The following is a 25,284-nucleotide window of genomic DNA, read 5'->3' as shown; positions in this document are numbered from 1 at the left end:
CCCTCGGTATTCTATTTAAAATCCTTAAGATAAGTGGTAGTATACACAACTATTTTTTATGTACGCATGTGCGCTTTCGTGTGGCGCACCACTGTTATAAGGATTTATTATGCCAATTATTACTCTTCCTGACGGAAGTCAACGTCAATTTGATAAGCCTGTTACTGTTTTAGAAGTTGCTCAAAGTATTGGAGCTGGTCTTGCCAAAGCATGTATTGCTGGGCGAGTAAATGGTGAACGTAAAGATGCTTGTGATTTAATTGAGCAAGATTCAACTTTATCTATTATTACATCAAAAGATGAAGATGGGCTTGAAATAATTCGTCACTCTTGCGCTCATTTGTTGGGGCATGCAATTAAACAACTTTGGCCAAATACGCAAATGGCAATTGGTCCAACGATTGATAACGGCTTTTATTACGATGTCGATTTAGATCACTCTCTAACTCAGGAAGATCTTGACGCTCTAGAAAAGCGTATGCATGAATTGGCTAAGAAAGATTATGAAGTTATAAAAGAAGTAGTAAGTTGGGAACGTGCTAGAGAAGTATTCTGGGAGCGTCATGAACCATATAAAATTGCTATTTTAGATGAAAATATTCCAAAAGATTCTACTCCTGCACTTTATCACCATGAAGAATATATTGACATGTGCCGCGGGCCACATGTGCCGAATATGCGTTTTTGCCATCATTTTAAATTACAAAAAATTGCTGGAGCATATTGGCGGGGTAATAGTGATAATAAAATGTTACAACGTATTTATGGCACAGCATGGGCTGATAAAAAACAACTTGATAGTTACTTACAATTTTTAGAAGAAGCAGCTAAGCGAGACCATCGTAAAATTGGTAAACAGCTAGATTTGTATCATATGCAGGAAGAAGCACCTGGTATGGTGTTTTGGCATAACGATGGCTGGATTATTTTCCGTGAACTTGAGGTTTTTGTTCGCACTAAACTAAAAGAATACGATTATCAAGAAGTGAAAGGTCCATTTATGATGGATCGGGTTTTATGGGAAAAAACAGGTCACTGGGGTAACTATAAAGAGTTGATGTTTGTTACTTCATCTGAAAATCGTGAATACTGTATTAAACCGATGAACTGCCCTGGGCACGTTCAAATTTTCAATCAAGGTTTAAAATCTTATCGCGATTTACCACTAAGAATGGCTGAGTTTGGTAGTTGTCACAGAAACGAACCGTCAGGCTCATTACACGGTTTAATGCGTGTTCGCGGTTTTACCCAAGATGATGCACATATCTTTTGTACTGAGAACCAAATCCGCAATGAAGTTAATAACTGTATCAAAATGGTTTATGACATGTATAGCACATTTGGTTTCAAAGACATTACTGTTAAATTATCAACTCGTCCTGAAAAACGTATTGGTAAAGATGAAACTTGGGACTTAGCCGAGAAAGATTTAGCAGAATGTTTAACTGAAAATGGTATTGAATTTGAGTATTTACCTGGCGAAGGTGCATTTTATGGGCCAAAAATTGAATTTACGCTTCATGATTGCTTAGGTCGTGCATGGCAATGTGGTACAGTCCAGCTCGACTTTATGTTACCAGAAAGATTAGATGCAACTTATGTAGGTGAAGATAATGAACGTCATGTTCCAGTTATGATTCACCGAGCGATTTTAGGTTCGATGGAACGTTTTATGGGAATTTTGACTGAAGATTGTGCAGGATTCTTCCCAACTTGGTTAGCACCATTACAAGTGGCCGTTATCAATATTACCGATAATCAAGCTGATTATGCGAAACAATTAACCAGCCAATTACAAAAAGTTGGTATTAGAGCAAAAGCAGACTTGAGAAATGAGAAAATAGGGTTTAAAATTCGTGAGCATACTCTAAAACGTGTTCCTTATATGTTTGTTTGTGGAGACAAAGAAATGGAATCAGGAACAATTTCAGTTAGAACACGCCAAGGTAAAGATCTTGGTAGCTTTGAAGTGAAACATGTTATAGAATTATTGCTTAATGAAATTCATAGTCGTTCATTAGAACAGATGAATTAATGATAAATTACTTTGGAGGAATGAGATATTAAAGTCAGTAAGCGAATTCAGTCAACACGCGCGCACAAAATTAACGATGAGATTACAGCTCGCGAGGTGAGGTTAACCGGCGTCGATGGTGAACAGCTCGGTATTGTTAGCTTAGATGAAGCTTTAAAACAAGCTGAAGAAGCAACGTTGGATTTAGTTGAAATAAGTCCTAATGCAGAGCCACCTGTTTGTCGAATTATGGATTATGGCAAATTCCTCTATGAAAAGAGTAAAGCAACAAAAGAACAGAAGAAGAAGCAAAAGGTTGTTCAGGTTAAGGAAATTAAATTCCGACCTGGTACAGACGAAGGCGACTATCAGGTAAAACTCCGCAGCCTGATACGCTTTCTTGAAGATGGCGATAAAGCCAAAGTTACGTTGCGTTTTCGTGGACGTGAAATGGCTCACCAACAGTTAGGTATTGAAATGCTTGACCGCATTAAAGAAGACTTAGCTGATTTGGCGGTTATTGAATCTTATCCAACTAAGATTGAAGGTCGTCAAATGATTATGGTGTTAGCGCCGAAGAAAAAGTAATGGTTTTTCAAGTTAATTTTTAGTTTCTAAAAATTACACCATTATTTTATTTTTATTAACAATGCGAAGTGGAAATATATAAAATGCCTAAAATTAAAACTGTAAGAGGCGCAGCAAAGCGCTTTAAAAAAACAGCTTCTGGTGGCTTTAAGCATAAACAAGCTAACAAAAGTCATATCCTAACTAAAAAATCAACTAAGCGTAAACGTCATTTACGTGGTTTGACTACTGTGTCAAAAGGCGATTTAGGTTTAGTAGTGGCGTGTGTTCCATACGCTTAATTATTGATTAATTTTTTAGAGGATATAGTTTATGGCTCGTGTTAAACGTGGTGTTATTGCTCGTGCACGTCACAAGAAAATTTTAAAACAAGCAAAAGGGTATTATGGTGCTCGTTCACGTGTATATCGTGTTGCTTTCCAAGCAGTAATTAAAGCAGGACAATATGCTTATCGTGACCGTCGTCAACGTAAACGTCAATTCCGTCAATTATGGATTGTACGTATCAATGCTGCTGCTCGTCAATGTGGTCTTTCTTATAGTCGTTTCATCAACGGTTTAAAGAAAGCTTCAATTGAAATTGATCGTAAGATCCTTGCAGATATTGCAGTATTTGATAAAAATGCATTCGCTGCATTAGTTGAAAAGGCAAAAGCTGCACTTTAATAGCTTTATAAGAGCCGAGTTATCTCGGCTTTTATGTTTTATAAAAAGATTATTTAAGAGTTAATTATGAATTTAGTTATTTTTCGTTTCTTTTTTAGCTTCAATAATGCTATTCGTTCGTGAGGCAAATAAAAAACGAAAAATAATTATAAAAGCCTCAGAAGAGGCTTTTTTTATGTAATAAACAATAAGCAGGAGAACTGTATGTCTCAATTAGTTGAACTGGTAAGCAATGCCAAATCCGCTATTGAAAATGCTAATGATATTAATACCATAGAACAAATTCGAGTGGAATATTTTGGTAAAAAAGGCTATTTTACAATGCAGATGGCTTCTTTACGTGATGTTCCCGCTGATGAACGCCCCGCTGTAGGTCAGAAGATTAATGATGCTAAGCAACAAGTTGTTGAGTTATTAAATCAGAAGCGTAACTTTTTAGAGCGTCAGGCTCTTAATGCAAAATTAGCAAATGAAACAATTGACATTACATTACCAGGTAAGTCGCTAGAATTAGGTGGTTTACATCCAGTTACTAAGACAATTAATCGTTTAGTTGAATTTTTTGGAGAACTGGGCTTTGTTGTTGAGACTGGACCAGAAATCGAGGACGATTATCATAACTTTGATGCATTAAATATTCCTGCTCATCATCCTGCACGTGCTGATCACGATACATTTTGGTTTGATGCAAAACGTTTATTACGCACACAAACTTCTACAGTTCAAATAAGAACAATGGAAAATCAAAAACCGCCAATCCGAATCATTGCTCCAGGTAGAACTTATCGTAATGATTATGATCAAACGCATACGCCAATGTTTCACCAAATGGAAGGGTTATTGATAGATAAAAATGTAAGTTTTACCCATTTGAAGGGGTTATTGCATGATTTTCTTCATTGTTTTTTTGAGGATAATATGGAAATTAGATTTAGACCTGCATATTTTCCATTTACAGAACCTTCAGCAGAAGTGGACATCAAGGCTAAGAATGGCAAATGGTTAGAAGTTTTAGGATGCGGTATGGTTCATCCTAATGTATTACGTAATGTTGGAATAGATCCTGAAATATATAATGGTTTTGCCTTTGGTATGGGAATTGAAAGGTTAACTATGTTGCGTTACGGCGTCACTGATTTGCGTTCTTTCTTTGAAAATGATTTACGTTTTTTAAAACAATTTAATTAATTCTGGAGATCAAAACATGAAATTTAGTGAAAGTTGGCTACGTGAATGGATCAATCCAGAAATTAGTAGCGAAATGTTAGCCGATCAATTAACCATGGCTGGACTAGAAGTCGATGATGTTGAAAAAGTTGCTGGTGATTTTTCAGGTGTCGTTGTTGGAAGGGTAGTTGAGTGTAAACAACATCCTAATGCCGATAAGCTCCGTGTAACTAAAGTCGATATTGGCAAGCCTGAATTACTGGATATTGTTTGTGGTGCACCAAATTGTCGTCAGGGTTTAACTGTTGCTTGTGCAACAATTGGGGCTGTTCTACCAGGTGATTTTAAAATTAAAGCCGCCAAATTACGTGGTGAACCTTCAGAAGGTATGCTTTGTTCTTACTCTGAATTAGGAATATCTGAAGATCATAGTGGCATTATTGAATTGCCTGATGATGCACCTTTAGGGCAAGATATCCGAAAATATCTAAATCTTAATGATGTTATGATTGAGATTAGTGTTACGCCTAATCGAGCTGATTGTTTTGGTATCATTGGTGTTGCCCGAGATATCTCTGCAGTTAACAATATTTCAATGAAACAACTTAATATTGAAAGTGTTCCAGCAACTATTGCTGATACTGTGTCAATTGAAATAAATGAACCTAAAGCTGCGCCACGTTATCTTGGTCGAGTAATAAAAAATATTGATGTTAATGCAACAACACCACTTTGGATGAAAGAGAAATTACGCCGTGGTGGTATTCGCTCAATTGATGCCATTGTCGATATTACTAATTATGTGTTATTAGAATTAGGTCATCCGATGCACGCATTTGATTTGGCGCAAATCGATTCAGGAATCATTGTTCGTTATGCTCATCAAGATGAAAAACTTGTTTTATTAAACGGGAATGAAGTAAAACTAAACGATAAAACACTCGTTATTGCCGATCATCAAAAAGTATTAGCAATGGCTGGTATTATGGGGGGAGAAAAATCTGGCGTAACAACTTCCACAAAAGATATCTTCCTTGAATCAGCTTTTTTTGCACCATTAGCAATAACTGGTAAAGCTCGTGAATATGGTTTACACACTGATGCTTCTCACCGTTATGAACGTGGTGTTGATCCTTATTTACAATTATCTGCTATGCAAAGAGCAACTCAATTAATTGTTGATATTTGTGGTGGTGATGTAGGTCCTATCTCTGAAATTACAAACGAAAAAGAGCTTCCTTCTCAAGCTACAATTCAACTACGTAGACATAAAGTGGATCAAATTATAGGTTATGTAATTGAAACTCAAAAAATTACAGACATTTTAGTTAGATTGGGCTGTGAAGTTTCTTATAATGAAAATGTTTGGACTGTTAAATCACCAAGTTGGCGATTTGATTTGCAAATCGAAGAGGATTTAATTGAGGAAGTTGCTCGAATTTATGGCTATAACAATATTCCTAATGTGAATCTGAAAATAGAATCTGTAATGAAGCCAAAACCTGAAAATATAGTCCCTTTGTCTAGAGTGAAAAATTTATTAGTAGATAAAGGTTATCAAGAGGCTGTGACTTATAGTTTTGTTGATCCTAAAATTCAACAACTTCTTCACCCAGAGCAGCATCATATTACATTACCTAATCCTATTTCGAGTGAAATGTCAGTTATGCGTTTATCATTATGGTCAGGGTTATTAGATGCTGTAATATATAATCAAAATCGCCAACAATCTCGGATGAGATTATTTGAAACTGGCTTACGTTTTATTCCAGATGATTCATGTGAATTTGGTGTTCGCCAGGAATTGATGCTTGCTGGTGTTCTTACTGGCACTCTTTATGAAGAGCATTGGTCATTACCTAAACAAAATATTGATTTTTATGATTTGAAAGGGGACTTAGAGTTACTATTTTCTCTTTTAGGTTGTAATGAAAAAATTGTATACCAGAAATCAGAGCTTGATGCATTACATCCTGGACAAAGTGCTGCTATTTACTTGAATGGCGAGCTTATTGGTAATTTTGGTGTTTTACATCCAGAAATTGAAAAAAAATTATCTTTAAATAGTAAAACGCTTGTTTTTGAAATAAATTTAGATAAAATTAATGATAAAAGAGTACCAGTTGCTCATGAGTTATCTAAATATCCGTCTAATAAGCGAGATATTGCTGTAGTTGTATCTAACACAATACCAGCAGCAGATATTATTTCTGAGTGTAAACATGCTGGTGGTGAACAACTTGTAAGAGTTAATTTATTTGATGTATATCAAGGTGAAAACATAGATAAAGATCAGAAAAGCCTTGCTATCAGTTTGATTTTACAAGACAAATCACGTACACTAGAAGAAGAAGATATAACAAACATTGTAAGCAAGTGTGTTATTGCTTTACAAAACCGTTTCAATGCCCTATTAAGAGAATAATAATTATGACATTAACTAAAGCTGATATTGCAGATCGTCTTGCCGATAAATTTGATATTGATCGTCAAGAAGCTAAAGTCCTAGTTGAACTTTTTTTCGAAGAAATTCGAGTTGCTTTAGAAAAAGGTGAACCTGTTAAACTGTCTGGATTTGGTAATTTCGCTGTTCGTGATAAAAATTCACGACCAGGTCGCAATCCAAAAACAGGCGAAAGTGTTGATATCTCAGCTCGTCGAGTTGTCACATTTAGACCAGGTATTAAATTTAGAGAACGAATTGAGAAAAATTTAACTCTATAGTTAACACTTTTAAATTTCGTTTGATATGTAATAGCCTTTCTGTTGTTATTACAAGACAGGAAGGTTAGTTCTTTTTTCGTTATAAATATTGTAATAATTTGCTAATTAAAGCATAATAACGCCTCTCCAATGGAGGCTCTATGGGTCCTCTTGCAACATTTTTTTGCTCATCAGGTCAGGTCCGGAAGGAAGCAGCCAAAGTAAAAAATATGTGTGTGGGATGTGGCTGATAGAGTCTCCTCCAAAATTCTCTAAATTAATATTGCTATTAACTTACCATTGTTTTTAATGGCTATTAAATAGTCACTTAATTTATCCTTTCAAAATTTCATATTAAAGAGGTTGTAGAGATGCAACATTTTTGCGATCATATATCAAATTTTATTTATCTTCTTAAGTAAAATTATTCATATTAGAAAAACAGTAATGAGGAATTATTTATGATGCGAGTTGGATTATTTATCCTAACTAACTTAGCTGTTATGTTTGTATTTGGTATTATTTTAAGTATTTGTGGCGTTGATGCTCATAGTACATTAGGATTACTTATATTTGCAGCTATATTTGGTTTTGGTGGGTCTTTTATTTCACTTCTTTTATCTAAAAGAATGGCTTTAAGTTCTGTTGGTGGGAAAATAATTACTAATCCTCGCAACGCTCAAGAGCAATGGCTTTTAGATGTAGTTAATCGTCAAGCAAATGAATTGAAATTAAAAACACCACAAGTTGCGATTTATCAAGCAGAAGATATAAATGCTTTTGCAACCGGAGCAACTAAAAATAATTCTCTCGTAGCTGTTAGCTCGGGTCTTTTAGCCGCTATGACTCAAGATGAAGCTGAAGCTGTAATTGGACATGAAATGAGTCACGTTGCAAATGGTGATATGGTGACAATGGCGCTTTTACAAGGTGTACTTAATACTTTTGTTATTTTCATTTCACGAATTTTTGCTTCAATCGTAACAAAAGCTTTGGAAGATAGAAGTGAAGGATTATCTACTTTTGCTTATTATTTCATCGTAATGATTTTTGAAACTGTATTTGGTATTTTAGCAAGCATCATTGCTATGTGGTTTTCACGTTATCGAGAGTTCCATGCTGATGCAGGCTCAGCGAAATTAGTAGGGTCTACTAAAATGATTGCTGCTTTAGAAAAATTAAAATTGAGTCATGAGCCAAGTGAAGAAGCATCAATTTTGGCATTCTGTATTAATGGTGAGAAGAAAGCAAGATTTTCTCAACTATTCTTATCTCATCCACCTTTAGATAAACGTATTGAAGCATTGCGTAATCAATCTAATATTCTTTAATAAATAATATTTAAAAACTTCAATGGCAAATATTAATTGTATTTGCCATTTTTTAATTAAAATTTAATATACCATCCTAATATTTTCTCAGAGAATCTCTCATGTATAGGCAACACACTACTAAATTAGAATTACTTAGCCCCGCAAAAAATATAGAAATTGCAAAAGAAGCTATCTTACATGGAGCTGATGCTATTTATATTGGCGGTCCTCAATTTGGTGCTCGTCATAATGCTGGTAATTCAGTAAGTGATATTGCTAAACTAGTAGAATTTGCTCATCATTTTTACTCTAAGGTTTTTGTAACTTTAAACACAATTCTTCATGACAATGAGCTTGAAGCTGCAAGGCAATTAATTTGGCAATTATATAATGCTGGGGTGGATGCTTTGATAGTTCAAGATATGGGAATATTAGCTATGGATATTCCACCAATCGATTTACATGCTAGTACCCAAATGGATATTAGAACGCCAGAAAAAGCTAAATTTCTTTCCGATGTAGGTTTTTCTCAAATAGTTTTAGCGAGAGAATTAAATTTAACCGAAATAGCAAACATACATCAACAAATTGATGCAAATATTGAATTTTTTATTCATGGCGCATTATGTGTTGCATTTTCTGGTCAATGCTATATTTCTCATGCACAAACGGGGCGAAGCGCTAATCGAGGCGACTGTTCTCAAGCTTGTCGATTGCCATTTACATTAAAAGACGAACAAGGTCGCATCGTCGCTTATGAAAAACATCTTTTATCAATGAAGGATAATAACCAGTCTGATAATTTAATAGAGTTGATACAAGCCGGAGTGAGATCTTTCAAGATTGAAGGCAGATACAAAGATTTGAGTTATGTTAAAAATATAACCGCATTTTATCGTAAAAAATTAGATAATATTTTAGAAAAAAACACAGATTTTGTTGCTGCATCGAGTGGCAAAACTGAACACTTTTTTACCCCAGATCCAAATAGAACATTCCACAGAGGATCTACCGATTATTTTGTTCGAGGTAGACAAGCCAATATTGGTGCATTTGATTCACCCAAATTTATTGGCTTAACAATTGGTGAAATTATAAAAATTACTAAACAATCTATCGTAATAAAATCAGAACAAGCGTTAACAAATGGTGATGGATTAAATGTTTTAATCAAAAGGGAAATTATAGGTTTTAGAGCTGATAAAGTAGAAAAAATTGGTAATAATCATTATCAAGTATTTCCTAATGAAATACCTAAAGCATTATATTCTATAAAATTACCTTATCAAATTAATCGCAATTTAGATCATTATTGGCAACAAATTTTATTAAAAGAATCTAGTTGTCGTCGTATCGGTGTAACATTTAGGCTTAAAAATATAACAAACGGTTTGGAGTTAATTGCATCAAGTGAAGAGGGTAGTAGCGTTAAAATTGAATTGAAAGGCCCATTTGAGCTAGCTAAGCAACAGGATAAAGCTCTCAATAATATAAGAGATAGTTTATCTAAGCTAGGCCAGACAACCTATTATTTAGCGGAGTTAATTATAGATTTAAACCAAGCTTATTTTGTTCCCAACAGTCAATTAAATCAGTTAAGACGAGATATTATTGATAAATTAACTCTAGAGCGATTAAATAATTATCGAAGAAATATTCGTAAACCTCAAGTACATCCAACACCGATATATCCTGAACAACAATTAAGTTTTTTAGCTAATGTTTATAATCACAAAGCTCGTGAATTTTATGCTCAACATGGTGTAAAACTAATCGAGAGTGCATTTGAAGCTCACGAAGTTAAAGATGACGTTCCTTTAATGACTACAAAGCATTGTCTAAGATTTGCATTTAATTTATGTCCAAAACAAGCTAAAGGGATTCAAGGAGTTAAAACTAAAGTAACACCAATGAAATTAATTCAAAATAATAATGAAGAATTAATTTTAAAATTCAACTGTAAAGCTTGTGAAATGCAGGTTTGGGGTAAAATCAAAAAACATATTTTAAAAATTCCAGTACTTGGTAGTGAAGTTATTTTACTGACAAATGATAATTAACATATTGATAATTATTGAATTATTAATATTTGGTAATTATTATCATTAATATAAAAATTTTATCGATAAATAGTAATGTAAAAGGCATTACCTTAGTTCGTAATAATGTTATTATTTAACATAATATACATTATTTGAATCTTAACAAATTGATTTTATTATGTTTTATAGTTTAAGTGCGTAATAATGGAAAATAGGGGATAGATTAGCGTTTTATTAAAAGAAAACACGATAAATAACTTCTATTCATCTGCCAAATTTAATTTATTTTTCTTCAAAATGTTAACGGTATATCATATAGCATAATTTAGAATAATAAAGTTAAAATGAATTATTACGTTCTGATAAAAAGCATCAACTTCACATATCCGGAAAAAGCATTATTCAATTATTCCGTAAATTGTGTTATGCATAACTCCTAATATACACACTAATACCACTTATGATATTGTCGCTTTTTTCGAGTTATATTTCCAACTTATCGACATCTTATGTCTAAGAAAAGTAATTATCCCAAATGTTTGCAATACTTTTTTTATTCTACATGCTCTAATTTTCATGTTAACTTTAAATAGCAAAGCTCAGGACGCCATCCACAAAGTCAAACGAGTACGCATTTTTTAAGTAGAAAATCATAAAGAATCCAGTTCATTTTTATTTTTCTGTTCTTTTTCTTTTTTCATCATTTCTTTTGCTTTTTTATCAAATTCTTTAAAAATATATTCAATTCTTGACTCAAAAGACATATGAGGAGCAGATAGTTCTATTATATTTTGATCATCTGTATATTTAGCATATTGATAGCCGACGAACGGTCTTTTTTTAGCTATTAATTTGTATTTTTTTGATAAATTTTTATACAAGGAGTCAAATTTAGATTTATCAAATGTAGCTGAAACGTATAGTAGTATGTTTTCATCTTTTGAAAACATAAGCATTACTTTTAAGGCATCAAGTGGTAGTTCGCTGTTTTTTAGCGTATACATAGGTCCGCGTGAATATTCGTTTATGCCATCTTCAATTAAAGAGTATTTTTTGGGGCTTCTTCTAAAGTAGTTTTGTTAATTTCGAGTCAGAATGGAGCTGGGTTAGCATATAGTATTGAACTGTAGAAGAATACCAATAATAAAATCAGTTTTTTCATTGTAAAATTTTCTTATTTTTTAATTTATTATCATCGAAATAATTTAATAACATTTTAGCTTATTTAAATTTCTTAAAACAATGTTAAAAATCAGTTTTTAATTTATTATTAGTTTTGGTTCGCATAATGTATATTATGTTAAATAACGTATATTAAATCAATTAAGTTCATTTATTCGCCACTCACCCTCTATTAACAATTCTAAATCTTTATAAGACTATTTTTTTATCAAGAATTCATTTATATTGTTTAGATTAATTACTTAGTGTAGTTATTTAAAAATTTAATAGTGATTTTCTATTTCTTTTCTTTTTATTGAATAGAAATACAAAAAAAATTGGTCAATTTTTGTTTTATGACAAAATATGGTAACCTTATCACTTCAAATCAACAGCCCTTGTATTTAGGATATTATGCATAGTATTTATAAGACATTACGTTCCAATAGTTATTCTGTTCCGTGCGAATTATGCAGTCTCGGTGGGCTCTGTATTCCGATGTTACTCAATAATACATTAAGTAGTGTTTTAGAACGCAAAAGATCTTATTCAAAAGACGAAATAATAGTTAAAGCAAAAACGCCATTTAAAAAATTCTTCATCGTTCATTCCGGTGCACTTAAAACATTTGTTACAACTTCTGAAAATAATGAACAAATTAATGGATTTTATCTACCTGGAGATATTGTTGGTTTAGACGCCATTTCAACCAAAGTTTATAACAACAACATTCAGGCATTAAGTAACACACTAATCTGTGAACTGCATTATGATGAATTAATGACATTAATTGATACTAATAAGAATGTTAGAGATTTAATCTTTAGATTATTAAGTGCTGACATTTATAATTATCAAAAACTGGTTCTTTGCTATTCTCAGAAAAAATCAGATGAGCGCCTGGCCACCTTTATTTATTCTCTTTACCTTCGATATCAGCAAAGAGGACATTCTTCTTTAAATATAAAACTAGCAATGAGCCGTGCTGAAATAGCTAATTATTTAGGATTAACGATTGAAACTGTAAGTCGTAATTTATCAAAATTACAAGAGCAAAATATTTTAATAGCTAAAGGTAAATATATTTATATCAATAACTTGGAAGCTTTAATAGATTTAGGAAATTAAATTTATTTATGCTAAAATAACTAAAAATTCATTGTAAGGTTTTTTATATGTTAAGTTTCAAGAAAACAATTATCGCTACAACTGTTGCGCTTATTCCATTTTGTTCTTTTGCTGCTCAGCAATTAACTGAAGAACAAGCAAACAGCATGCAATCTTTTAAAAGCATTACGATTCGAGGTGCTTTTTATACTGATAGCGATTATGTTATGGCTATGTCAAAGGCGGCAGACAATGAAGGAGCTGCTTCTTTTTACATAACAACAACAAATATCAGCCCTTCTAATGATACTTTGCGTATCGTTTATGCAAAATTATACAAAGCAGACGCACCTAAAGCTTTAGAACAACCAGAAACTTTACGTAAATTTGAAGGTGTTTACGAATATCCAAAATCTAAAGCAATTCGCTTAGAACCATTTAATATTGTGCGTATTCGTGGATACTTTCCGACAGATTATGATGTAAATCAAGCTATTGCTAAAGAAGCATCAGCGCAAGGTGCATATGGCTTTTACATAGATTCACGTTCAGAATTAGGCAGTAATATTCAAGTAGCTGCTTATTTATTTAAAAAAGATGCTCCTGAACGTAAATTACAACCTGAAAATGCTATTCCTTACGATTCTGAAGCAGGTCAATTAGCATTAGCTAAAGGTGGAGAAGCTGCAATGCAGGTTGAAAAACCTGGTTATTACTCCCCTTCTGCATTTAACGAGAAATATTATGCAGATAAATTTAATAATAAAGTAATTGATAAAACTACAACAAATTCTGCTGCAACTAATAAAGTTACAACAACATCAAATACAGAAACAATAAGTACCGTTGCCACTGAACCTCAAAGAGTAACTCGTTACACTGTCACTCTTCCTGATGGGCGAAAAATTCAGGAACTTAACGATGCAACTGCGGCTAAAATGGTTTCCTTTGATACACTGAAATTTAGAGGTTACTACGTTACTGATCAGGAAATTTCATATCAAGCAGGAAAAAGAGCAATAGAAGCAGGGGCTAAATATTATCATATTGCTCGAGTTGCTCATGATTCTAAAGGGCCAAACATCACTGTATTTGTAGATCTTTACAAATAATCAAAATGGGCGCATAAGCGCCCTTCTTTTTTATCCTTATAATTATATTCTATAATTCAGAAGATACAGTTTCTATTTGTTGTTTTATCCTTTTTGCAGAAATTGGATACGGTGTGCCGAGTTGTTGAGCGAATAAGTTAACTCTAAGTTCTTCTATCATCCATTTAATATCCGTAACATCATTTAATGATTTTTGATTTTCTGACAAACTATTAAACCAACTTTGATATTCGTTTTTCACTTCTTCTATTATATTCATCGATTGTCTATCTTTAGCCACATTAGTTCCTAGCTTCTCTATCCGTTTTTTTATAGCAGTTAAATAGCGATAAATATCATGGAGTTTGTTATAACCAGTTTTTGCCACAAAACCCTTATAAACTAGCTCATTTAGCTGCGCTTTGATATCAGATAACGCAAATGCTAAAGACAAATCGATACGGCCTTTAAGTTTTTTATTAATATTAAAATGGAGAGTTAAAATTGATTCCACTTGTTTAGCTATATCCACTACAATTTCATTGATATGTTCTTTGATATAACCTAGCAGTTCTTGATATTGTTCTTGATTTTTAACTTTCTGATTGTACTTCTTAATCAAGTAGTCTATTCCACAGGCAATGCAGTCATCAATAAGGTTAAGAACTGTACCGAATGAATTAAAATATAAGCCTAATTTAGATTTATTTGGTAACTTTTCGTGCAAATATTTAATTGGAGATGGAATATTTAAAATCAACAATCGTCTAATCCCGAGCTTGGTTAATCTTTTTTGTTCCTCAAGTGAATCAACCAGTTTAATACTGACCGAATTTTGATTATCAATGATGGCTGGATAGGCTTTAACTGTATAATTATTTTGTTTTTCTTCATAAATACTTGGTAAGTGACCAAAATTCCAATCAATAATATTATCTTTCTCTATTTTGACAGATTTTTTTTGAGTCAGCGATGATAATGCTTCTTGAACTTCTGTTTTAAGATGTTCTTTAATCATCATTAGATCTTTGCCAAAAGCTATTTCTCGTCCCTTATCAACGATACTAAAATTCATTTTTAAGTAATCTGGTACTTGTTCTAATTGCCAATCAGTTGGCTGAATTTTTATACCTGTCATTTTCCTAAATTCATTTTCTAATGTTTCAAGTAATGGATGTTCAATTGAATTAACTTTACTTAAAAAAGCCTCAGCATAGTTAGGCGCAGGAACTAAGCTTTTGCGTAAAGATTTTGGTAATGATTTTATTAAAGCAATAACTAAATCATAACGAAATCCAGGTACTTGCCAATCAAATCCTGTATCTTTTATTTGATTTAATATATTGAGCGGAATAGAAATTATTACACCGTCACGTGCATTACCTAGATCAAATTGATAAGTTAAAGGTAATTTCAAGTTATTCTGATACCAAAAATCTGGATAATCGTTTATTTTTACAGGCTGAGCTGATTGTTTAATCAGCATATTTTTTTCAATATTTAAAAAATCAGGGGCTATTTTTTGCTTGCTTTTCCACCACGTATCAAAATGTTTTGCGGAAATAACTGATTTGTCTATTCGTTCATCATAAAAATTATAAAGATCATCATCATCAATCAGAATATCCTGACGACGAGATTTATGTTCAAGATCCTCAACTTCATTGATTAATTTCTGATTTTGTCTATAAAACTGATGATTAGTTTGCCAATCACCTTCAACCAAAGCATTCCGAATAAATAAGGAACGACTTAGTACTGGGTCAATTTTACTATAATTAACTATGCGGTTTGCAACAATTGGTAGACCGAATAAAGTTACTTTTTCATTGGCCAGAGTTGTCCCATTCTTTTTAGACCATCTAGGCTCACTATAACTATATTTAACTAGATTTTTTGCTAATGGTTCAATCCAATCTGCTTCAATTTTAGCAGCCGTTCTACCCCATAGACGGCTTGTCTCAACAAGTTCACTAGCTATACACCATTTTGGTTGATTTTTAAAGATGGCTGAATTAGGGAATATAGCAAATTTAATATTACGAGCACCGATATATTCATGTTTTTCAATTTCTTTCATGCCAACATGTGACAATAAGCCGCTTAATAACGCAGTATGCAGTGAACGATAATCCGCTAATTGACTATTAATCGGAAAAGCAAGTTGTTTAATGGTTTGTCTAATTTGTGTATAAACATCTTGCCATTCTCGAATTCTAAGATAGTTAAGATATTCTTTTTTACACAACCGTCTAAATTGATTACCCGACAAATCTGCTTGTTGATTTGTTACATAATTCCATAAATTGATAAGTGATATAAAATCAGATTCTTTATCAGCAAATCTACGGTGTTTCTCATCAGAAGCTTGCTGTTTATCAAATGGCCTTTCTCGAGGATCTTGTATTGATAGTGCTGCCACAATAATCATAACTTCTTTTATACAACCTAACCGTCTAGCTTCAACTAGCATTCTAGCTAATCTAGGATCAATAGGTAATTGAGATAAAATTCGTCCTATCTCAGTCAAATGATAATGATGATGTTTAGTATAAATTGCACCTAATTCTTCTAATAATCGTATACCATCACGGATATACCTAGAATCAGGTGCTTCAACAAATGGAAAAGCCGCTATATCACCTAAGCCTAATGAAGTCATTTGTAATATAACTGATGCTAAATTGGTTCGAAGAATTTCAGGCTCAGTAAATTCAGGTCTGGATAAAAAATCTTGTTCATCATATAAACGTATACAAATACCATCTGAAGTTCTACCACAACGCCCTTTTCTTTGGTTCGCTGATGCTTGAGAAATGGGTTCAATTGGTAATCGTTGAACTTTCGTCCGATAACTATAACGACTAATTCTTGCTAAACCAGGATCGATAACATATTTAATACCAGGAACGGTCAAGGATGTTTCAGCCACATTTGTAGCTAAGATAATTCTTCGAGCACTGTGTGATTGAAAGATACAGTTTTGTTCAGATGCAGATAATCTAGCATATAAAGGCAAAATCTCAGTATGTTTCAGTTCAATTTTCCTTAGCGTATCAGCCAGATCACGTATTTCACGCTCCCCTGTAAGAAAAATCAAAATATCCCCATTACTTTCAAAAGATAATTCATCGATTGCATCTATAATAGGCTGAAAATCATTATTTTTCTCATTTCCATAATCATCATTAAGAATTGTTGGACGATATCTAACTTCGACAGGATAGGTTCGACCTGAAACTTCAATGATTGGGGCATGATTAAAATGATTTGAGAAACGTTCAACATCTATTGTAGCTGAAGTTATGATGACTTTTAAGTCAGGACGTTTAGGTAATAATTGTTTCAAATATCCCAAAATAAAATCGATATTTAAACTACGTTCATGAGCTTCATCTATAATAATAGTATCATATTGAAGTAATAATTTATCTTGCTGAATCTCTGCCAGTAAAATTCCATCAGTCATCAATTTAACCAAAGTAGTTTCGCTGACATGATCAGAAAATCTGACTTTATAGCCCACTAAGTTGCCTATTTCTGTTTTTAATTCCTCAGCAATACGATTGGCAACCGAACGAGCTGCTAACCTTCTCGGTTGGGTATGGCCAATAAAACCTTTAACACCTAAGCCTAGTTCCAAACATATTTTAGGTATTTGTGTTGTTTTTCCTGAACCTGTTTCACCGGCAATAATTACAACTTGATTATTTTTAATTGCTTCAGCTATCGCCTCTTTTTTATCAACTACTGGTAGATTATCTGGAAAATCGATATGTCTAGGTAACGATTGTAATCGAACATTATAATGTGCAACAGCTTGAGCAATCGCTTCTTCGATGGTATCTAAATCTTGATTTTTGTTTGAAAGCTTTCTTATTTTGTGTTGATCTAAGAAAGTCATTGATTGAAAAAATTTAATTTGCTGTTGAATTAACATAAAGAGTAAAATGTAATTATTAAATTTTAATTAAACTGATTATATCAAATTTAGCCAACTATTAGGAGTTAAGATGAAAAAGACTTTACTATTAATAATGCTTTTTACTGGAACTTTCGTGATGACTGGTTGTGGAGAATCTAAGAGTGTTAAAGCTGAAGATTTAATGCATCATCGCTTTGTATTGATTAAAGCCAATGGACAAGATATTTCAACAGATAAAAACGCTGAGCTTGAATTTGGTGAAAATATGAATATTTATGGAAAAATGTGTAATCGCTTTGTTGCAAAAGTAGAATTGTCAAACGAAACGATTAAAGGCTCTGGTGTTAGTATGGCAAAAATGGCTTGTGATGATGAGCAATTGAGTAAGTTAGATGATACCATCGCTCAATTAATTCAAGATGGAGCATCAGTCAGTTTGGACAAAGATCAATTGACTTTAAAAAATAAAGATATTGAACTAATTTATCAACTTAAAGATTTAATGTAATTTAAAAAGAGATTTTTTATCACAAACTTGGTAAAAATTTAACCAAAAAAATGTTTTAGTTTTTTTCTATCTCAATTGATGTCTAGTTTTTTGATAAAAAACTTTATTTAAAATGTCGTTAAGACTATAATAAAAAAAGTTTTTAAGAATGGCTTATATTGATGAGATTACTAAATTCTTTAGATATTGCTTTTAATAAGAGTAACTTTTTAAAGTTACTCTTCCCTTTTTATACCAATGCGCTGGCATTGGTTTTTTTTGTTTAAATATTTATATTTAAAACCATTTATTTAAATTTGAACATTAACTTTAACAACTAGTAGATAATATTATGAAAAAGACAAAAATCGTTTGTACCATAGGACCAAAATCAGAATCAAAAGAGATGCTAACTAAATTATTAAATGCAGGCATGAATGTAATGCGTTTAAACTTCTCTCATGGTGATTATGAAGAGCATGGTAATCGAATCAAAAATTTACGTGAAGTAATGCAAGAAACAGGCTTAAAAGCTGCCATCATGTTAGATACTAAAGGCCCAGAAATTCGTACTATTAAGCTTGAAGGTGGTAACGATGTATCACTTGTAGCAGGCCAAACTTTCACTTTTACTACTGATGAAAATGTAGTTGGTAATTCAGAACGTGTAGCCGTTACATATAAAGGATTTGCTCAAGATCTTAAACCAGGTAACCGTGTATTAGTTGATGATGGTTTAATCGCTATGGACGTTCAAGAAATCAAAGGTAACGAAGTTATTTGTAAAGTTTTAAATAACGGGGACCTTGGTGAAAATAAAGGTATTAACTTACCTGGTGTTTCAATCAAATTACCTGCACTAGCTGAAAAAGATAAAAATGACTTAATTTTCGGTTGTGAACAAGGTGTAGATTTTATTGCAGCATCATTTATCCGTAAACGTTCTGATGTTGAAGATATTCGTGCTCATCTTAAAGCTCACGGCGGTGAAGAAATCAAAATCATTTCTAAAATCGAAAATCAAGAAGGTCTAGATAACTTTGATGAAATTTTAGAAGCATCTGATGGTATCATGGTTGCTCGTGGTGATTTAGGTGTGGAAATTGCGGTTGAAGAAGTTATTTTTGCTCAAAAAATGATGATTAAAAAATGTAATAAAGCTTCAAAACCAGTTATTACTGCAACTCAAATGTTAGATTCAATGATCAAAAACCCACGTCCTACTCGTGCTGAAGCTGGTGACGTTGCTAATGCAATTATTGATGGTACAGACGCTGTTATGCTATCTGGCGAAAGTGCTAAAGGTAAATATCCATTTGAAGCAGTTAATGTGATGGCTACTATTTGTAAGCGTACTGATGGTACTATCCCAGCTAAATTAGAGCTAACCACAAAAGAAGAAACATTACGTATTACTGCTGCTGTATGTTGTGGTGCTGTTGAAATAGCGGAACGATTAAATGTACCATTGATTGTTGTTGCTACTCGTAGCGGTAAATCAGCTCGTGAACTTCGTCATTACTTCCCGACAGCTCGTATTTTGGCTCTGTCTTCAAGCCAAAAAACTGTCAATCAACTTGCCTTATCTAAAGGTGTTGAACCTATTTTAATTGATGCAATTAATTCAACAGATGATTTCTACCGTCTAGGTAAAGAAATGGCTGTTAAAATTTGTAATGTAAAACAAGGTGATACAATTGTTATGGTATCAGGTGCATTAGTTCCAAGCGGAACAACTAACACAACTTCTGTTCACCGCATCTAATCACCTTTAATTTTGTTTAAATGAATGATAAAAAGCTAGCTATATGCTAGCTTTTTTTTTATCTTACGTTATTCTGTAATAAATCAAATTAGTGGAATGGGCATTACAAAAAATGATAATAGAAAAAGTATATTTACCTAAAGAACTAAGTTGGTTATCATTTAACCAACGGGTGTTACAAGAGGCTGCTGATGAAAGTAATCCTCTCATAGAACGAATCCGTTTTTTAGGTATCTACTCAAGTAATCTTGATGAATTTTATAAAGTCCAATTTGCAAATTTAAAAAAATATGTCCTTATTGAGCAAGAACAAGCTCAAGCAACATCTAATGCTAAACATTTATTGCGTCAGGTTAATCAAAAAGTCATTCAACTTGAATTACAATTTGATCAGCTCTATAACGAGCTATTATTAGAAATGGCAAGGAATCAGATTTTCCTAATAAATGAAAGGCAACTTACCACTTATCAAGAAACTTGGATAAAAAATTATTATAAGCAAAATTTAAGACAGTATATTACCCCTATTTTGTTAGATAGCCATACTGAGTTGATTCAATTTTTAAAAGATGATCATGCTTATTTAGCTGTTGAAATTATCTGTAAAGATAGTATTAGCTATGCATTACTTGAGCTTCCTACCGATAATGCGCCTCGGTTTGTTTTATTACCTTCAGAAGTTTCAACTAAAAATAAATCAATTATTTTTTTAGATAACATTTTACGTTACTGTTTAGCGGATATTTTTAAAGTCTTTTTTGATGCGGTAGAATTAAATGCTTATTCAATAAATATTAATCGTGATGCTGAATACGAATTAAATACCGAACTTGATAGTTTACTTGAGTTAATGTCTCAAGGTTTAAAACAGAGGTTAACTGCTCAGCCAGTTCGTTTTACATATCAAAAAGATATGCCAAAGGCATTATTTGAATTATTGATAAATAAACTAAGATTAACTGAACAAGATGCAATGCCTGGTGGACGTTATCCCAATTTCAAAGATTTAGCAAATTTTCCAGATCTTGGTGTCAAAAACTTACTTAATAAACGCTTACCAAGCCTTGCTTATAATCGATTCAAGAAATTCAGAAATGCTTTTGCAACAATAAAAGACCGAGATGTATTGCTCTATTATCCTTACTATTCATTTGGACATGTGCTTGAAATTATGCGACAAGCGTCATTTGATCCTGCTGTTACCCATATTCGAATGAATATTTATCGAGTAGCTAAAGATTCCAGATTTATTCATGCTGCTATAAATGCAGCAAACAACGGTAAAAAAGTCACGGTAGTGGTAGAACTGCAAGCTCGATTTGATGAAGAAGCAAACATAAAATGGGCTAAAAGGTTAATTCGTAGTGGTATAAAAGTTATCTATTCACAACCAAAACTTAAAATTCATGCCAAATTATTCTTAATCGATCGTAAAGAAGACGATCGAATTGTCCGTTATGCTCATATTGGTTCAGGTAATTTTAATGAAAAAACTGCACGTATTTATACAGATTTTTCATTATTAACGGCTGACCCTGCGATTACCGATGAAGTTATCAAAGTATTTAACTTTATTGAAAACCCATTTAAACCGGTAACTTTTCATCATTTATTAGTTTCGCCACAAAATACACGATTACGCTTTCATGAATTTATTGAAAGAGAAATCAATAATGCCAAAGCTGGGAAACCTTCAGGGATCTATCTTAAACTCAATGCAATAACTGATAAAGAGATGATAAATCAACTCTACAAAGCTTCTTGTGCTGGCGTAAAAATACGCATGATTGTGCGAGGTACCTGTATACTTGTTCCTCAAATTCCTAATTTAAGTGAAAATATCTATGTAACCAGTATTGTTGACCAGTATCTCGAACATGCTCGAGTTTATATTTTCGAAAATGACGGTAATAAAGATACCTACATATCATCTGCCGATTGGATGCCTAGAAATCTTGATAACCGTATTGAGGTTGGCGTAAAAATATTTGATCTGACATTAAAATCCACTATTCATAATATTTTCAATATTCAGTGTAATGATAATGTCAAAGCTCGAATTATCGATAAAGATAATATGAACAATTACGTCCAAAGAGGTAATAAAAAGAAAGTAAGAGCACAACGTGCAATTTATGATTATCTAAAACAATTAGAATCAGCAAGTTAAGGATTTGAACGTGAATAAATTTGATGAATATGCAGTTATTGATCTAGGTTCGAATAGTTTTCATATGGTCATTGCACGTTGTATTGATGGTGCAACACAAATTATCTACAAAAATAAAAAAAATATTCATTTAGCTACCGGTTTAAATGAATTCTATGAGCTAAGCGAGACAAGTATTAAACGAGGTATTGAATGCCTTGCACTCTTTGCTGAACGGCTGAATGGATTTCCCATGGAAAATGTTCGAATTGTTGCAACCTATACGTTACGTATCGCCACTAATCGGCATAAATTTCTAGCCCAAGCGGCTAAGGTACTACCCTACCCAATTGAAATTATTTCCGGACAAGAAGAAGCCCGTTTAATCTATTTAGGTACCATGACAGCCGAATCAACCGCCGAAGATGATACCAAATTTGTTATTGATATTGGTGGTGGATCGACTGAAATTGCCATTGGTCGAGGAAACGATCTCAAACCATTTATTGTGGCAAGTCGACCAATGGGCTGTGTCACTTATACTAAGCAATTTTTTCCACAAAAGACCATTGACCGATATTCCTTTTTAAGAGCCAAACTGGCAGCCGAACAACAAATTGAAAATCTTATTACCACAATAAAAAGACAAAATATCAGTGTCGCATTTGGTACTTCCGGCACAATCAAAAGTATTTACAAAATATTATTAGATTTAGGTGTCAGCGACGGTATCATTACGCCTAAACGCTTGGATGATTTAATCAGTTATATCTTAGAATTCAAGTCTTTTCATGAAATTGACTATCCATCACTTTCTGAAGAAAGAAAAAACGTTTTCGTCAGCGGGTTAGCAATATTTAGTGGCGTTTTTAACGCATTAGGCTTACAAGAGCTTCAATTTAGCCCATGTGCATTACGTGAAGGAGTTTTGTATGAACTGATCGACGGTCCAAATTATCGAGATATAAGACAAACAACAGCCGAATCACTCTCTCAGCATTACAACATAGATGAACGTCATGCTAAACAAGTGGTGAAAACGGCAAAGTATCTTTTTTCACAATGGAAAACACAAACTTCGACTAATATTCCGCAACATTTAGAATCTATCCTCTATTGGGCAGCGCAGCTCCATGAAGTGGGACTGAAAATAAATTTTTCATCAATTCACAAACATTCGAGTTATATTCTGTTAAATAGTAACCTACCCGGATTCAATGAAGAACAACAACTTTTATTGTCTACCCTTGTTCGTTATCACCGAAAGTCAATTAACATTGATGAACTGCCGTACTTTAGTTTATTCGAATACAAACATATCATCTCGTTATTGCAGATTTTGCGGCTTGCCGTTTTATTTAATAACCAGCGTAATAACGATTTGGATCTCACTGCATTTAGATTAAAATTAAACAGTGATAAATTGAGCAAACTGACGATAGAACTCAACGAAAAGTTTGTTGAAAATAATAAGTTAATCTTGCTTGATTTAGAGCAGGAGCAGAAATATTGGAAATCGGTTAATGATTGGAAATTATCGATTGAAATGTTTTAATCACTCAAAAAAAACCGCCAGTTTAACTGGCGGTGATAGCTAAACTTTTATCCTAATCCAATGATTTTCCACCATAAAATACCAATAGTGAAAACAATAATTAAATTTACTACGCTACAAATGAAACCGACTTTCCACCATGTTTTAACCGGTACAAAGCCTTCAGCAAACAGTAACGGGTTACGAGCATTAGCAAATTGGGTAATCGAACCAAAATAGTTAGTACAAATAACTAATGCAAAAATGGCAATCATTTGCGGCACGCCGAGCGCTAAAGCAACCGTTAAAAATACTGGGAATAAAGCAGCAATATGCGCATTACCACTCGCAAAGAAGTAATGGAGATAAACATAGGCTACACACAAAATAACAATGACTAAAACCCAGCTACTATCTCCTAAGTGACCTTTAACCGCATTACCAATTGTATCGCCTAGCCACTTAGTTACGCCAAGTCTATTAACTTGTCCCGCCATCATCAGTAATGCTGCAAACCAAATTAAAGTATCCCAAGCAGCCTTTTCACCTTTGATATCATCCCAACTAAGTACACCGGTTAAAATTAAAATTGTTAAGCCGATAAATGCAGTAGTAGTTGAATCAATACCAAAGTTTTTACCAAAAATCCACAAGCCTAACAGTAATAAAACAGTTGAACCCATAATAAGTTCTTTAAAGGTCAGAGCCCCCATTTTTTTAAGTTCTTCTGTGGCTAATTTAGGCGCTTCTGGTGTCTTTTTAAGCTCAGGATTGGTTAAAAAGTAGATAACTAAAGGAATAACAATAAATGAGACTAAACAAGGTACGATAGCCGCCATAAACCATTGTCCCCAGCCTAAAGTAATACCAAGTTGACTTGTTACTAATTTGGCTGCCAACAAGTTGCCGGTAAAGGCAGTTAAAAACATTGCCGATGTAATATCATTTACATGACTAATGGTTAACATTAAGAAAGTGCCAATACGATTTCTTGATTCATCTTTTGGATTTGAATTAAAATTGATCGCTAATGCTTCAGCGATTGGATAAATCACACCGCCAGCACGAGCTGTCGTACTAGGAATAGCTGGAGCTAATGCCATATCCGTTACCGACAGGCCATAGGCTAAACCTAATGTATTTCTACCTAAAAGTTTAACTAGATAATAAGCTATACGCTTACTTAACCCTGTTTTGATAAAACCACGTGCTATCATAAAAGCAATAACGATAAGCCAAATAAGGCTACTGTTTAATTCGCTTAATGAAATTTTAATCGCCTCTGTCGCTGTTGCTGCCCCTGATGGTCTTAGAACCGCAAAAACCGTTATCGCTAATAATCCAATTGCACCAATTGGCATAATTTCAGCGACAATACAGGCAATAGTAGCAACAAAGATGATACTTGTGTGCCAACCTTCAATACTAATTCCTTCTGGCGGAGAAACAAATTGCCATAATATTGCTGAAATAACAGCAATAATTATGAGCGGTAACCATTTGACAGGTGGTTTTTTCACTGTGTTCATAGTATTTTCCTTTTTAATTAAAAATGACTTAATTTAATTCATA

The 25,284-nt window shown here is 33.1% G+C and carries 18 protein-coding genes and 1 other RNA gene; 16 read left to right on the top strand and 3 right to left on the bottom strand.

Annotated features, from left to right (window positions below; translation table 11 throughout):
* Positions 1-109 precede the first annotated feature (109 nt).
* The 10 genes from thrS (at position 110) to J3T98_RS02245 (ending at position 10,511) form a co-directional block, all read left to right on the top strand.
* Complete coding sequence (thrS, locus tag J3T98_RS02290; protein ID WP_267362032.1) at positions 110-2,035, top strand: threonine--tRNA ligase; 1,926 nt, start codon at positions 110-112, stop codon at positions 2,033-2,035.
* Between the two features lie 27 nt (positions 2,036-2,062).
* Positions 2,063-2,602, top strand: coding sequence for a translation initiation factor IF-3 (gene infC / locus J3T98_RS02285; protein WP_065562102.1), 540 nt, complete (start codon positions 2,063-2,065; stop codon positions 2,600-2,602).
* Between the two features lie 83 nt (positions 2,603-2,685).
* Entirely contained in the window at positions 2,686-2,883 is a 198-nt protein-coding gene (gene rpmI, locus J3T98_RS02280; protein WP_034882133.1) for a 50S ribosomal protein L35, read from the top strand.
* A 31-nt stretch (positions 2,884-2,914) separates the two neighbouring features.
* Positions 2,915-3,268, top strand: a complete 354-nt coding sequence (rplT, locus tag J3T98_RS02275) for a 50S ribosomal protein L20 (RefSeq protein ID WP_024496189.1) — start codon at positions 2,915-2,917, stop codon at positions 3,266-3,268.
* Between the two features lie 204 nt (positions 3,269-3,472).
* Positions 3,473-4,456, top strand: coding sequence for a phenylalanine--tRNA ligase subunit alpha (pheS, locus tag J3T98_RS02270; protein ID WP_065734108.1), 984 nt, complete (start codon positions 3,473-3,475; stop codon positions 4,454-4,456).
* 16 nt (positions 4,457-4,472) lie between these two features.
* Entirely contained in the window at positions 4,473-6,860 is a 2,388-nt protein-coding gene (pheT, locus tag J3T98_RS02265; protein WP_267362031.1) for a phenylalanine--tRNA ligase subunit beta, read from the top strand.
* 5 nt (positions 6,861-6,865) lie between these two features.
* Positions 6,866-7,159, top strand: coding sequence for an integration host factor subunit alpha (locus tag J3T98_RS02260; protein ID WP_034882129.1), 294 nt, complete (start codon positions 6,866-6,868; stop codon positions 7,157-7,159).
* Positions 7,160-7,298: 139 nt separating this feature from the next.
* Positions 7,299-7,394: signal recognition particle sRNA small type (ffs, locus tag J3T98_RS02255), an RNA gene on the top strand.
* Positions 7,395-7,599: 205 nt separating this feature from the next.
* Positions 7,600-8,469, top strand: a complete 870-nt coding sequence (gene htpX / locus J3T98_RS02250) for a protease HtpX (protein WP_065734110.1) — start codon at positions 7,600-7,602, stop codon at positions 8,467-8,469.
* Between the two features lie 101 nt (positions 8,470-8,570).
* Positions 8,571-10,511, top strand: coding sequence for a peptidase U32 family protein (locus J3T98_RS02245; protein WP_267362030.1), 1,941 nt, complete (start codon positions 8,571-8,573; stop codon positions 10,509-10,511).
* 632 nt (positions 10,512-11,143) lie between these two features.
* Here J3T98_RS02245 and J3T98_RS02240 read toward each other — a convergent pair.
* Positions 11,144-11,497, bottom strand: coding sequence for a hypothetical protein (locus tag J3T98_RS02240; protein ID WP_267362029.1), 354 nt, complete (start codon positions 11,495-11,497; stop codon positions 11,144-11,146).
* Between the two features lie 571 nt (positions 11,498-12,068).
* Between J3T98_RS02240 and J3T98_RS02235 the strand changes: the two genes are divergently transcribed.
* Complete coding sequence (locus tag J3T98_RS02235; RefSeq protein WP_267362028.1) at positions 12,069-12,782, top strand: helix-turn-helix domain-containing protein; 714 nt, start codon at positions 12,069-12,071, stop codon at positions 12,780-12,782.
* A gap of 47 nt (positions 12,783-12,829) precedes the next feature.
* Positions 12,830-13,873: a YdgH/BhsA/McbA-like domain containing protein gene (locus J3T98_RS02230; protein WP_267362027.1), complete on the top strand. Its 1,044-nt coding sequence runs from the start codon at positions 12,830-12,832 to the stop codon at positions 13,871-13,873.
* Between the two features lie 49 nt (positions 13,874-13,922).
* Here J3T98_RS02230 and hrpA read toward each other — a convergent pair whose 3' ends face one another.
* Entirely contained in the window at positions 13,923-17,792 is a 3,870-nt protein-coding gene (hrpA, locus tag J3T98_RS02225) for an ATP-dependent RNA helicase HrpA (protein WP_267362026.1), read from the bottom strand.
* A gap of 73 nt (positions 17,793-17,865) precedes the next feature.
* On the opposite strand from hrpA, the gene J3T98_RS02220 reads away from it, so the two are divergent.
* From J3T98_RS02220 to J3T98_RS02205, 4 genes are all read left to right on the top strand, one after another.
* Positions 17,866-18,285, top strand: a complete 420-nt coding sequence (locus J3T98_RS02220; RefSeq protein WP_220226044.1) for an META domain-containing protein — start codon at positions 17,866-17,868, stop codon at positions 18,283-18,285.
* Positions 18,286-18,616: 331 nt separating this feature from the next.
* Positions 18,617-20,029, top strand: a complete 1,413-nt coding sequence (pykF, locus tag J3T98_RS02215; RefSeq protein WP_065562828.1) for a pyruvate kinase PykF — start codon at positions 18,617-18,619, stop codon at positions 20,027-20,029.
* Between the two features lie 112 nt (positions 20,030-20,141).
* On the top strand, positions 20,142-22,199 hold the full coding sequence (ppk1, locus tag J3T98_RS02210; protein WP_065562829.1) for a polyphosphate kinase 1: 2,058 nt from the start codon (positions 20,142-20,144) through the stop codon (positions 22,197-22,199).
* A 10-nt stretch (positions 22,200-22,209) separates the two neighbouring features.
* Positions 22,210-23,733 (top strand): exopolyphosphatase, encoded by a 1,524-nt coding sequence (locus J3T98_RS02205; RefSeq protein ID WP_267362025.1) that lies wholly within the window; start codon positions 22,210-22,212, stop codon positions 23,731-23,733.
* A gap of 47 nt (positions 23,734-23,780) precedes the next feature.
* Here the strand turns inward: J3T98_RS02205 and J3T98_RS02200 are convergent, their stop codons facing one another.
* On the bottom strand, positions 23,781-25,241 hold the full coding sequence (locus tag J3T98_RS02200; RefSeq protein WP_267362024.1) for a DASS family sodium-coupled anion symporter: 1,461 nt from the start codon (positions 25,239-25,241) through the stop codon (positions 23,781-23,783).
* Positions 25,242-25,284: the final 43 nt, after the last annotated feature.

It is taken from the genome of Gilliamella sp. B2772 (genome assembly GCF_026536985.1).
GTDB classification, from domain to species: Bacteria; Pseudomonadota; Gammaproteobacteria; order Enterobacterales; family Orbaceae; genus Gilliamella; species Gilliamella apicola_E.
Note: the sequence above shows the minus strand (reverse complement) of the source record. Positions and strands in the feature narration are given on the sequence as shown.